A 13015-nucleotide genomic window follows, 5' to 3' on the forward strand; every position below is an offset into this window, starting at 1 on the left:
ATAAAACATATACATTTAGGAGGATTACAGCAATGTCCGAAAAAACATACGAACTCGCAACCTTCGCAGGCGGTTGCTTTTGGTGCATGGTAAAACCATTTGATGAACTTCCTGGTATTCATAAAGTACTTTCTGGCTATGCAGGAGGTCATGTAGAAAACCCAACATATGAACAAGTAAAAACCGGAACATCTGGACATTTAGAAGTTGTTCAAATTACATTCGATCCTTCTATTTTTCCTTATCAGAAATTACTAGACTTATATTGGCCACAAATCGATCCAACTGATGATGGCGGACAATTCTTTGACCGTGGTCCATCTTATCGTACCGCTATTTTTTATCATAACGAAACACAAAAAGGGCTTGCTGAAAAATCAAAACAAGCTCTTGCAGAAAGCAGTATGTTTAAAGATCCAATCGTGACTGAAATTCGTCCTGCTGCACCTTTTTACGAAGCAGATGACTACCACCAACATTTCTATAAAAAGAATCCAGAGAAATATGCTACTGAGCAAAAAGAATCTGGCCGTGAAGACTTTATTAAAGAAAATTGGCAAAAAAAATAATAAAAACGCATCGTGCTTTTTTAGTACGATGCGTTTTTATTTTTGATAAAAGTACCATACAATTAACAGAACAATTGCTGTTAGTGACCAAAGTACTATCTCGTTTTTCACTCTATTCTTTTTCTTAGTCATTTCATTCCCTCCTAATAACAATTAAACATATTCAAGTTTTTCTTTGTTTAATTGTCCACCTTATATACATGAATACATCCTTACAAATTCTAATAGCAAGACCACCAATAATTCCGATTGCAATTGAAATTACTAACATCTGTCCAAAACTAAAAGAATTTGTGTACGTTATGTAGAGAACGATACATATAAGTAAAACATCCGGTAAAGAAAGTAAAAACCTTTTAAGCATTCCTTTATCTCCTCTATACTTTATTTATATCTTCTACTGTAATTTTGAAAGAAAGTTTGTTCAAAAATTCCATTTAGACCCTCATTTTACGAAAAATAATAAGAATCCCTTTTTAAAAGAAATTCTTATTCAGCAGATTTAAGTTTAATTATTTTCTACATATCCTATTCCATAATTACTCCTAAAATAGAATAATATTACTAATCATTTATTGTAAATTGACTATTTGCCAGGCGACCGAATGTCGCGCCAGCTACCTACATCACATTGGCCAAATTCATTATTACCTACCGCGACCACCGTGCCGTCTGATTTTAGTCCGACTGTATGTGCACAACCAGCCGCTATCGCTACAATATCGCGCCAATCGCTTACGTTACATTGACCATACTCATTCCAGCCCACGCCCACCACGGTACCGTCTAATTTTAGTCCGATTGTATGATTCGTACCAGCCGCTATTGCTACAATATCTATCCAGCCACTCACATCACACTGGTTATGTTTATCATTCCCCACTGCTGTCACCGTACCGTCTCGTTTAAGACCAACAGTATGAAGATACCCAGCCTTGACCGATACAATACCTCGCCAGCTACTTACATTGCATTGACCATATCGATTATTTCCCACAGTCGTCAATGTGCCGTCCAATTTAAGACCGACTGTATGCCAGTCACCCGCTGTGACTGCCACAATACCTTGCCAACTGCTTACATTGCATTCTCCTTCTTTATTTCGGCCCACCGCTACTACCGTGCCATCCGATTTAAGGCCAATAGTACGACGCCACCCTGCCGCAACCGCTACAATATTATGCCAATCGTTTACATCACATTGTTCATGCTTATTCCAACCCACTGCTATCGCAGTATTGTCACATGTAAGACCGATTGTGTGAGCATTACCTGTGTTCGTCGCCATATGAACATTGCCTGCTGCAACTGCTTCAATATCTCGCCAGCCACATACATTGCATTCTCCTTCTTTACTCCGGCCCACCGCTACTACCGTGCCATCCGATTTAAGACCAACAGTATGACCACGCCCCGCCGCTATCGTATCTTTTGACCATCGCTTCAATTTTTCTTTCGGTAAAATGTAATCCATGTTTTACCTCCTTGCATATAAGCAACTGTATCATAATAGATATTTTTATCAAATTTCATTATAAATCTACATTTACAAAGAAAGCTTATTTTACTTCTTCAAAAAATAAAAACCTCCAGTTTAAATACTAGAGGTTTTCTCGTTATTTCTTCAAGCGGTCAATAAAATCGTTCAATTTATCTAGCGATTTCATATTCAGATTGCAAGCTACACCATCTTTGCAAATGTAGTTTCCCTTTTTAACGAAAGTTCCTGGTACATCACCTTTAATTTCAACTAAAAACATTCCTACTTCTTCATGCCCATGACATAATGAACAAATGCTTTTTTTATTTAAACTTTGGAACGTTCCTTGCAGACCAACAAATTTATTTTTATCATTTTTCGCTATAATAAATTTCCTGCTTGATCCCTTATCAATCCAGCTTAAATAAGATATTTCTTTCATATCCATTTCTTCCATATCAGGAAGTTTTAACTTTTTCGCCTTAGGAAATAACTTTTTTAATGTTTGTGCTGTAACTTCTTGAAACGGAATTACATACGGATTTATTTTCATTAAAAATGATTCTGCATCTTCTCTATTTTGAACTGTTAATACCGTATCAATTAAATCTTTCTGTTCATCCGTTAAATTCTCAAATACATGTATTATCTTTTCAATCGCAAGCGATTTTAACGCTTGAATAACACCTCTATCATTTGCCGTTGCATGCCCATTTGCTAAAATATAAGCTTGTGATTTTATAAAATTATATTGATCACTTCTAATAAACGCTTCCATCTTTATCACTCCATACAAATTGTTGATCTAGTTTTATTGTATACAATGATTACGTTTTTTGATATGTAAAAGATAACTTAGAAACAAACATTACATATATCACTTATTCTCTACCGCTGCATTTCCTGACAAAAGAAGCCATCATCTGTTTTCCATTCCGCATATAATACGTCTTCAAATTTAGTAATTCCTTTTTGCTTTATTTGTTTATAAAGCCATCCTTCATCAAATCCCGCTTCCCTCAAATTATCCTTAACTACTTTTCCATCACTAATTAATGAAATTGGTAAGTATACAGGCTTATGTTTTAAACTTAAATCATTTATAGTAGGAGATTCGTATTTACTTTTTTTCAGAACGCTTATGTTTCCGTTAGGCTCCAATATCATATATTCAACTTCTCGGATTGAAAATATATCTTTTTGTTGTCTTAACATTTGTTGTAATTGGTTAATGTCCAAATGATTTGATTTTAATTGTTCTCTATCAATATGCCCATTACGAATGATAATAGAAGGGTATCCTTCAAAGAACTTTCTTGTCCTTCTAAATTTTTGTGTTATTACTTCTATTGCGTAAATTAATATTACCCATACAAACACAGCGTATAAAATAGACCATACTCTCACCTCAGGATCATATACAGTGTTTCCAACTAGTTCTCCGATTACAATCGCAGAAATAAAATCAAAAGGGGTTAGCTGTGATATTTGTGTTTTCCCTAATATTTTAGTAGCAATTAATAAAACAAAAAAACCAACAAAAAGTTCTATCGTTATCTGTCCAAGATGATTCATATGTGTTCACCTTTCTGTAATATGAAATATAACGTTTTTATTCCTATTCACATTTCTATACAATACTATTGCGATTCATTTTTTCTATTATCATGCCCATTCACACCCTATATATCCAATACATACAAAGCAAAAAGAGTCTAGTTCAAAATAATATTTGAACTAGACTCTTTTATGCTCATTTAGAATACACAATCTTTTTAATCGTTTCCCCAGAAAGAAAATATTCTTCTGCAAGTTGATGAATAGCAATCCCACTTTTAAACGCTTCTTTAATTGCTTTATTTCTTTCATCTAGTTGTTTTCTTCCGCCAGATCGTGTACCCCATTTATAATGTTTCGTTTCTTGTTTCGGAATGTAAATTGTTTCACCTTGTATATACTTTTGAATTTCAGTAATTAAACTCTCTGGTAAAACAGCATTAGCTTTTACGTATTTCATTTCTGCTCGCCCCTTATTTTTTATGGTTCATTTCAATAAGGTGCAAAGCCAAATATAAAAAATGATACGAGCTCATATAGGCGATTGTATATTACTTGTCTACCTCACGCAAAGTATCGCCATTTCCATACTTGGCTTTGCATGAGACGTTGCAGTGTCTGGCAATTGAATTATAATCGCCATATAAACACCTCCTAATATACCTTTTGCATTTTATTATATGATAAAATCCCTCTCCTTGCATCTTCATACTTTTTCAGCAATAAATAATTAATTTTGATATAATACTTTTTATTGAATCAAAAATCATTGTGAGGTTACGTTATGAGGAAAAAAATTATCATTACAATCGTTACACTATTCTTTATTATCACGGCATTATTCGGAACATACAAATTGATGAACGCAAGAAGCTTTCAATTATTTGGAGATTTAACACAACGCGTAGAAACAAATGAAAAAGTGATCGCTTTAACTTTTGATGATGGCCCTACTAACAATGTAAAACAAATATTACCGTTACTAGATAAATACAACGCTAAAGCTACTTTCTTTTTAATTGGAAATGAATTAGAGAAAAGTCTATCATTAGGAGAAGCTATCGCGCAATCTGGGCACCAGCTTGGAAACCATACATATTCTCATAAAAGAATGATTTTCAAAACACCTTCTTTTATTAAAGATGAAATAGAAAAAACGAATTCATTAATCCGCCAAACAGGATTTACAGACGAAATTGATTTTAGACCGCCTAACGGAAAAAAATTAATTGGACTACCCTATTATTTAAATAAAAATAATATTGAAACGATTATATGGGATCTTGAGCCCGATACTTTTTATAAATCTGCGGCTGATAAAATTAAATATGTTAATAAAAATGTAAAACCAGGTTCTATCATTTTACTGCATTCTATGTATGATGAGTCTGATGACAATTTAAAAACGATTGAAGGTATTTTAGATTCTTTATCTAAGAAGGGCTATCAGTTCGTAACAGTAAATGAATTGCAAAAAAGAGCAAAATAAAAAGAAAGGTAGCGTATCTTTGTATGATACGCCACCTTTCTTTTTATATAATGCCAAGTACATTTAAGAATACGATAATAATCGCAATTGGTGCGATAAAGCGAAGTAAGAATAACCATAATACGAATAGTTTATAACCTTTATTTTTACTTACACCTAGCTCTTTCATTAATACATCTTTCTTCATTTTTAAAGGAACAAAGATAGAAACTAATAATACACCAAGTGGCATTAATACGTTACTTACTGCATAGTCCGCTAAATCAAAGACTGTCTTTCCGAAAATCTTCAGATCACTTAATATACCGAATGATAATGCTGATGGTACCCCAACAACGAAGATTAATAACCCTACGATTAAGGCCATTTTTTCACGTTTCCCTTTACCTTTTGATGTTAACGACGCAACACTAATTTCTAACATCGAAATTGCTGATGTAATCGTAGCGAAGAAGAATAGTAATAAGAAAACGATGAAGAATAATTTTCCGAATGCCATTTTACTGAAAATAGCTGGCAATACGATAAATAATAGTCCTGGTCCTTGAGATGGTTCCATTCCGAATGCGAACACAACTGGGAAAATTGCAAGTCCTGCAAGTAATGTAATAACAAGAGTTAATGCTACGATAGAAAATGCTGAACGTGGTAAGCTTTCTTCTTTCGGTAAGTACGAGCTATACGTTACCATAACGGCTACCCCGACAGATAACGAGAAGAACGATTGCCCCATTGCGTATAAAATAACTTCTGATGTTACATGTGAGAAATCAGGTTGTAAGAAGAAACGAACTCCTTCTCCAGCACCATCTAATGTAAGTGCACGAACGATTAATACAAAGAATAAAACGAATAGTGCTGGCATGAAATATTTATTTACTTTTTCAACACCATTTTGTACACCTTTACTTACGATGAAAATAGTAATAAGAATGAATAATAGCTGTGATCCAACTGCTAAATATGGATTGGAAATGATTTCACCAAACGTAGCTTCGTATGCTCCATTTCCTTCCCATAGTCTACCTGTAATTGCATTCCATAAATATAATAAAATCCAGCCTCCTACAACACTGTAAAAAGAAAGTAATATGAAACATGTTACAATTCCTAATTTACCTAACCAAGGCCATAACGTTTTAGGAGCAATCTCTCTATATGCATCAACAGCCTCTTTTTGTGTACTTCTTCCAATAACAAATTCAGCTAATAATAGCGGTAAACCAATTAATAATGTGAAACCGATGAAAATTAGGAAGAACGCTCCGCCTCCTCCAATGCCGGCCATATATGGGAATTTCCAAATCGCCCCAAGACCAATTGCCGAACCTGCTGCAGCTAATACGAAACCTAATTTCGATGTCCATTGCTGTGAATTCATTTATTAATCTCCTCTCTGTCTCTTTTTCTTTGTTACAATTCGGTATTTATATTGTTCTATCAATACTCTTTTCTAATACGTTCACTTCCTCCCTAATAATAAAAAACGCCCCTACGTAAATACGTAGGGACGACAAAAATATCGCGGTACCACCCTAGTTGTGAAGAATACTAAGAAACCACCTAAATAAAAATGCCCCTACGCAAAAACGTAGGGACGATAAAATATCGCGGTACCACCCTAGTTATGAAGCCACACCAAAGTTAGGACCTAAATAAAAAACGTCCCTACGTAAATACGTAGGGACGATAAATATCGCGGTACCACCCTAGTTGTGAAACAATCTTCACCACTTTATTTGATAACGGTATAAACTACCGTCTTTCATTTCCTCATAATGCGAGATTTATGAAAGATGCTCCAGGACGAACTTCATGAATAATCTATATACTGATTCACACCAACCATCAGCTCTCTGAAATAGGGAGATATTCACTACTATACCCTTTCATTGCCCAAATATTATTTTCCGAATTGATTACTATCATTTTTATCACACATTAAAAATAGTGTCAACTTATATTTTGAATTTTTATGTATTACAATCTATTTAAAAATTTGAAATATAAGTTTTAGTTTAGAAAACAAGTAGATTAGTACATAACGAATTCTAACAGGCAATAGAAAAAGAATTACGTATTATTGATACTTATTCCAGAAGAAAAATCATCTAGAAACATAACCTATCTCTATCTGTATTAGTTTTTAAGAGTTTGATGGATACCAAGAAAATTTCGCATCACTATCCAGTGGTCTATTTTTCGTTTCTTCTTTAATTACACGAAACCATTCATTTAAAATTTGAGTTTTGGGCAATTGAGCAGCAAGGTTATCTTCCCAAATTATATGTGAGAACCAGGCTTTCGTTTCCCATTCAAACTGCAATTGTGCGAACGAAATTATAGGGTGATCAGCTTCACGAAATTGCTCATTTACTGCATTTGAAACTTCTGGAGCTTGCGGTAACAACTCGTTCTGAATTCTATTTCTTATCGTCACATTTTCTAGCTGATCCCAGAAATACAATTGCCCATTTATTTGATAAAAAATATCAAATGAAGCCTCACCTTTCTTCAAATTCAATAATACGAAAGCACGTTCCACATCATTGTCAGCCGCCTTTACAGCATTAACAATTATATTTTGTGCCATTGATACCCAGTAACTAGTCGCTTCCTCTACCGGTGATTCAACATACAATTCTTCACTTAATTCATGAAGAGTGGCTTCTTGCTCATTTACTTTTTCAACTTTTTTAAAAAACCTATTAAAAAAACCCATAACTTCCCCCTTATTACTGTTTTCTATTTCACAAAATAAAAAATAGATTTTTCTTGCTCATCCACATTTACTCCTGGCGCGTATGTATGAACTTGTTGCAACACTTCTTCTATTAGCAACTCTAACTCCTGCACACTATTTTCTGGATTCCCTATTAATGTGTCCGCCATACGTTCATATAATTTTTCAGGTTTAATAGTCATTCGTTCCACATTATTAGGCATCCATTTAAACGCTGGATGATGTACGTACATTTTATTCAAACCAAATAAAACACCGAATACGTTCCTTTGTACTTCGCAAATAACGTCATAAAGCATAAGCCAATCTTTCCGTTTTAAAAGCGCCTTTCGATTGTGCCAACGATTACTTAACCATAGATTTTCTGAAATCATCCGTTTTACTAGTTCATCTGGATATGCCGCTACTTTTTCTTTTAATTCATTCACTTTCCCTTCTCCATACAAACTAACACCATCATGAACGGATGATACAATACATTGTTTTTCATAACTTATATCATATTGATCCACCACATCCGAAATCACTTTCTCTACTGTCTCTGTTAAAAAGTTACTAATCTCTAATTTAATTCCCTCTTTCGTTAAATACGTTTCCGACCATTCTTCTTCCTCATACGGATGATACGATAATATTTTCCCATCAATATGATAAATAGGGGCCCTACGATCCTCATCTTCCGGCGGTGTTGACCATAAAATATGTAATTCTATATCTGAATGTTCATCTTCAAGCTTTCTAGCTACTGAACCCGCTAAAATAATGGCTTCTACTTTCGGATTTTTCCTATAAATCTCTGACATCTCTATCGCTTTCTCTTTTAATCCCATTTCATTTCCCCCTAAAATTGCAGTAATCCCCTATATTCCATTTATCTATTTCGATATTACAGCTTGCATTACCTTTTCAAATTCCTACTGCATCATATTTCTATCCAAAAGCGCTGAATAACTTCACCAGTACGAGAAGAAACTATTTCATTTTCTAACACACCGCCGACCTTTTGAATCGTTTTAGCAGAACCGATATTGGATTTATCGCAAGTTATTAATACTTTCTGCAATCCTAATTTTTGCGCTTCAGCTAATGCAAGCTTTAGTTGTTTCGTAGCGTAACCGTGGCGACGTTTATTCGGATGGACACTATATCCAATATGACCGCTTTCCCGTAATAATTCTGGATTTAATCTATGTCTAATATTCACAAAACCTATAAGTTCTCCTTTTTCAAAACTTAAAAACTGACTAGATGGCATTCGATTAGCTAGTAAATTTTCTCCTAATTCTTGTTTACTCACTTTTTCAAACCATTCATCAAGAGAATCAAAGTTTTGTAAAGAACTACTTCCATGTGGTTGTTCCCCTGAGTGTAAAAACGCGTGTCTATACGCTGTAATATGCTCACTATATTCATGGGTTGGTTTTAATAGTTTCATTGTTCTTCTCCCCCTCTTTATTCCATAAAACAAACACCTTAATAGCAGTTATTCACTATTAAGGTGTTTCTATCCTTTTTATTCAAATAACCCCATACTCAAATAACGTTCACCTGTATCAGGCGCAATACATAAAACTTTTTTACCAACGCCTAGGCGTTTCGCTATCATGATTGCAGCGTAAACAGATGCTCCAGAAGACGGACCAACTAATAATCCCTCTTGTCTAGCTAAGTTTCTCATTGTCGTTAAAGCCTCTTCGTCTGCAATTTGAATAATTTCGTTATACACTTCTGTATTTAAGTTTTTCGGGATAAACCCTGGGCTTGTTCCTACTAGTTTATGAGGACCTGGTACACCACCTGATAAAACGGGAGATCCTTTCGGTTCCACTACTGCAATATATAAGTTTGGTAATTTCTCTTTTAACGTTTCACCAGTCCCTGTAATCGTTCCGCCTGTTCCTGCCGTTGCAACAAAGGCGTCAAGCTCTCTATCCATTTGTTCATAAATTTCAAGCGCAGTCGTATAGCGGTGAATATTCGGATTAGCTGGGTTTTCAAATTGTTGCGGAATAAAACTATTCGGTATTTGCTTTTGCAATTCTAACGCCTTCGCAATTGCTCCTGGCATTCTTTGTTCTGCTGGTGTTAAAACTACTTCTGCTCCGTATGCTTTCAATAAATTAATACGCTCTTTTGACATATTATCTGGCATAATTAAAATCGCTTTATACCCTTTAGCTGCTGCATTCATCGCTAAACCAATCCCTGTATTCCCGCTTGTCGGTTCAATGATTGTATCTCCTGGTTTGATGAGACCATTTTCTTCTGCAACGTGAAGTAAATTATAAGCAGCACGGTCTTTCACACTGCGCGATGGATTAAACATTTCTAGTTTCACATACACATCTGCTGCGTCTTCCGGAATAAATTTAGATAATCGGACGACAGGTGTATCGCCTATTAATTCTGTTACGTTTTCACATAATTTCATAGCGCATCCCCTATTCTATCGTTTTCTTATCACTTGGCAGTAACCATGAAGTGAGTCCAATTAATGGTAGACAACTACATAATAGCATAATAAATTGCAGGCTATATATATCTGCTAATTTCCCAAGAACTACTGCACCTAATGCTCCAAGTCCAAACGCAAGACCTACGATTAATCCTGACACCATTCCCACTTTTCCAGGTACAAGCTCTTGTGCATATACAACAATTACACTAAAACTACTTGAACTAATAAAACCGATACATAAAAATAACGGTACGACCCACACAAGTGAGACATGTGGTAATAACAGTGCAAGTGGCGCTGAACCTAACATTGAAAATACGATGATATTTTTCTTACCAAATCGATCTGCTAACGGTCCTCCGAAGAAAGTTCCTAACACACCAGCAATCATAAATGCGAATACGAAATACTGGGCATTTTTTATAGATAAACCGTAATGCTCTATTAAGTAAAATTGATAGAAATTCCCGATACCAGCACCGTACCAAGAGCGTACAAAAGTAAGAAAAACAAGAAGTATAATAACGAATTTAATGTGTGTACTTACAATTGCATTTTCCGCCTCAAGCGCAGCCCTCTTCTTCCTTCTTACAGCGCCGGTTGCTAATTCATTTTTGTACCAATTCGATACGAAAATTAATAATACAATTCCTACTGCTGCAAATGCTGTAAAACCTAATGAACCAATTTGACCGAGTGGAACGAAAATTAGCGCTGTAAAAATAGGAGCTAAGGAATTCCCCGTGTTTCCCCCAACTTGATAAATCGCTTGCGCTAACCCTCGTTTTGCACCTGCCGCCATATACGCAACACGAGCGCCTTCTGGATGAAAAACTGCGGAACCTAAACCAATAAATAAAACAGAAATAATAACAATAATAAAGTTTGGTGCAAACGCGAGTCCAATCATTCCAAGCATGCTTGAAAACATACCGAGTGGTAATAAAAATGGTGATGGCTTCTTATCTGAATACATACCAAACACCGGTTGCATAATCGATGACGTCATATTTAAAGCAAACGCAATCCACCCTACTTGCATATAGGATAAATTCATCGTTTTTTCCAAAATAGGAAACAACGCCGGCACAACTGCTTGCATCGAATCATTTAAAAAATGCCCAAAGCTAATCGCAAATAAAATTCGATATATTGTCGGTGTTTCTACAGTTTTTTTGTGTGAAACTGCCTGCATATGTGAATCTCCCCTTTCTGTACAAAATATATATTTATTACAGTAGGTGTAATAAATTCTGACTTTTGAAACATTTCTATTCTATACTGCTTTCATTTCTTTTTCCAGAAATATAACTTAACTCCCGTCATTGGCTTGCATCCTTGTAACTTTCAGCGGTAAAACAGTACAAAAAAAGACAACCCAATCACATACTGGGTTGCCTCTTACATTAAATTGCAAAATGCTTATACTTCTCGTAATCACTCGTCTTACATTCTATTTCTAATTTGGTACCTTCGTTTTCGTAACTCGTAGATAAAACGTGTGCATGATTATTGAAATACGAAACTACCTGTCCTTGATCATACGGAATTAACATTTCACATTTCGTATATTCTTTATAAATATGGGAACGAACCATTTCTACAAGCTCTTCAATTCCAACATGTTTCTTCGCAGATAAATACACGCGGTCTTCTTGTATTTTCGGAATTTCAACATCCACCATATCTGATTTGTTATAGGCATAGATTGTTGGAATATTTTCTACTCCAATTTTCTTTAACGTTTCATTTGTAATATCAATTAATTGTTCATAATTTGGATTTGCGTAATCTACAACATGAATAAGTAAGTCTGCTTCCGCTACTTCTTCTAATGTTGAACGGAACGCCTTCACAAGATGATGTGGTAATTTACTTACAAATCCAACTGTATCTGTTAATAAGAATGATTTATTATCTGGCAAATCAATATTTCGTACAGATGTTTCTAACGTCGCAAATAACATATCTTTTTCAAATACTTGTTTTTCTTCTGTACCATTATAAATTTCAAGCATTGCATTCATCGTCGTAGACTTTCCTGCATTCGTATAACCTACTAATGCTACTACAGGTATTTCAGTTTTCTTACGTTGCTTTCGCTGCGTTTGACGCTGGGCAACGAGCGCTTCTAAATCTTTATTTAAAACTGAAATTTGTTCTTCAATTTTACGACGGTCTAACTCTAACTTCTTCTCACCGACACCTTTATTTTTCGTACCAACGCCGCCGCTCTGTCTTCCTAACGATTCACGAAGACCGATTAAACGAGGCATCATATACTGAAGATGGGCTACTTCTACTTGTAGCTGTGCTTCTTTCGTTTTCGCACGTTGCGCAAAAATATCTAAAATTAAAATGGTACGATCAATTACCTTACAATCTAAATCCTCTTCTAAATTTCGAATTTGTGAAGGAGATAATTCATCATTAAAGATGACCATATTCGCATCTATTTCTTTTACATACGCTGCTACTTCTTCAATCTTTCCTTTTCCGATATAATGCGACGGATTTACTCGTTGTAAATTTTGCGTTACTTGCCCAATTACCTCTACATCACAAGCTTCCGCAAGATTTGTTAACTCTTCCATCGAATATGCAAAATCATCTTCATTACCTACATTTACTCCAACTAAAACTGCTCTTTGTAATACTTCTTCCATATATTTATTCCTCCATTTCGATTACGTAAAATAAAAAACACAGGTCGCTGCCT

At 34.9% G+C, this 13015-nt stretch carries 14 protein-coding genes and 1 other annotated feature; of the genes, 2 read left to right on the top strand and 12 right to left on the bottom strand.

The genetic code is table 11. The annotated features are described in order from the left end of the window. Positions 1 to 32: 32 nt before the first annotated feature. A complete protein-coding gene (msrA, locus tag N2V92_RS25890) occupies positions 33 to 569 on the top strand; it encodes a peptide-methionine (S)-S-oxide reductase MsrA (protein WP_001291894.1) in 537 nt (178 codons plus the stop codon). Positions 570 to 732: 163 nt separating this feature from the next. Here the strand turns inward: msrA and N2V92_RS25895 are convergent, their stop codons facing one another. The 5 genes from N2V92_RS25895 to N2V92_RS25915 form a co-directional block, all read right to left on the bottom strand. After that, positions 733 to 933, bottom strand: coding sequence for a hypothetical protein (locus N2V92_RS25895; protein ID WP_000919318.1), 201 nt, complete (start codon positions 931 to 933; stop codon positions 733 to 735). 222 nt (positions 934 to 1155) lie between these two features. Then, the gene (locus N2V92_RS25900; protein WP_016077872.1) at positions 1156 to 2043 is read right to left on the bottom strand and encodes an RCC1 domain-containing protein; all 888 of its coding nucleotides are present in this window, start codon (positions 2041 to 2043) and stop codon (positions 1156 to 1158) included. A 142-nt stretch (positions 2044 to 2185) separates the two neighbouring features. Further along, positions 2186 to 2827, bottom strand: a complete 642-nt coding sequence (locus N2V92_RS25905) for a FusB/FusC family EF-G-binding protein (RefSeq protein ID WP_016077873.1) — start codon at positions 2825 to 2827, stop codon at positions 2186 to 2188. A gap of 110 nt (positions 2828 to 2937) precedes the next feature. After that, positions 2938 to 3624 carry a DUF421 domain-containing protein gene (locus tag N2V92_RS25910; RefSeq protein WP_001015968.1) on the bottom strand — a complete coding sequence of 229 codons (687 nt, stop codon included), beginning with the start codon at positions 3622 to 3624 and terminating at the stop codon, positions 2938 to 2940. Positions 3625 to 3802: 178 nt separating this feature from the next. Then, entirely contained in the window at positions 3803 to 4066 is a 264-nt protein-coding gene (locus tag N2V92_RS25915; protein WP_000878325.1) for a CD3324 family protein, read from the bottom strand. Between the two features lie 324 nt (positions 4067 to 4390). Between N2V92_RS25915 and N2V92_RS25920 the strand changes: the two genes are divergently transcribed. Next, the gene (locus N2V92_RS25920) at positions 4391 to 5095 is read left to right on the top strand and encodes a polysaccharide deacetylase family protein (protein WP_001227581.1); all 705 of its coding nucleotides are present in this window, start codon (positions 4391 to 4393) and stop codon (positions 5093 to 5095) included. 43 nt (positions 5096 to 5138) lie between these two features. Here the strand turns inward: N2V92_RS25920 and N2V92_RS25925 are convergent, their stop codons facing one another. The 7 genes from N2V92_RS25925 to hflX form a co-directional block, all read right to left on the bottom strand. Then, positions 5139 to 6476: a sodium-dependent transporter gene (locus N2V92_RS25925; RefSeq protein WP_001088185.1), complete on the bottom strand. Its 1338-nt coding sequence runs from the start codon at positions 6474 to 6476 to the stop codon at positions 5139 to 5141. 298 nt (positions 6477 to 6774) lie between these two features. Continuing rightward, positions 6775 to 6997: a binding site (T-box leader), on the bottom strand. Positions 6998 to 7241: 244 nt separating this feature from the next. After that, positions 7242 to 7817, bottom strand: a complete 576-nt coding sequence (locus N2V92_RS25930; RefSeq protein ID WP_000505549.1) for a hypothetical protein — start codon at positions 7815 to 7817, stop codon at positions 7242 to 7244. Between the two features lie 23 nt (positions 7818 to 7840). Next, on the bottom strand, positions 7841 to 8668 hold the full coding sequence (locus N2V92_RS25935; RefSeq protein WP_000523177.1) for a DUF4037 domain-containing protein: 828 nt from the start codon (positions 8666 to 8668) through the stop codon (positions 7841 to 7843). A 92-nt stretch (positions 8669 to 8760) separates the two neighbouring features. After that, positions 8761 to 9273, bottom strand: a complete 513-nt coding sequence (locus tag N2V92_RS25940; RefSeq protein ID WP_000771300.1) for a GNAT family N-acetyltransferase — start codon at positions 9271 to 9273, stop codon at positions 8761 to 8763. A gap of 78 nt (positions 9274 to 9351) precedes the next feature. After that, positions 9352 to 10269 (bottom strand): cysteine synthase A, encoded by a 918-nt coding sequence (gene cysK / locus N2V92_RS25945; RefSeq protein WP_000762276.1) that lies wholly within the window; start codon positions 10267 to 10269, stop codon positions 9352 to 9354. A gap of 10 nt (positions 10270 to 10279) precedes the next feature. Beyond that, entirely contained in the window at positions 10280 to 11491 is a 1212-nt protein-coding gene (locus tag N2V92_RS25950) for an MFS transporter (protein ID WP_001149399.1), read from the bottom strand. A gap of 211 nt (positions 11492 to 11702) precedes the next feature. Then, entirely contained in the window at positions 11703 to 12962 is a 1260-nt protein-coding gene (gene hflX, locus N2V92_RS25955) for a GTPase HflX (RefSeq protein WP_044797936.1), read from the bottom strand. Positions 12963 to 13015 lie beyond the last annotated feature (53 nt).

Origin of the sequence: Bacillus sp. CH_48, from assembly GCF_038008465.1 — a bacterium.
Classification (GTDB): Bacteria; Bacillota; Bacilli; order Bacillales; family Bacillaceae_G; genus Bacillus_A; species Bacillus_A thuringiensis_S.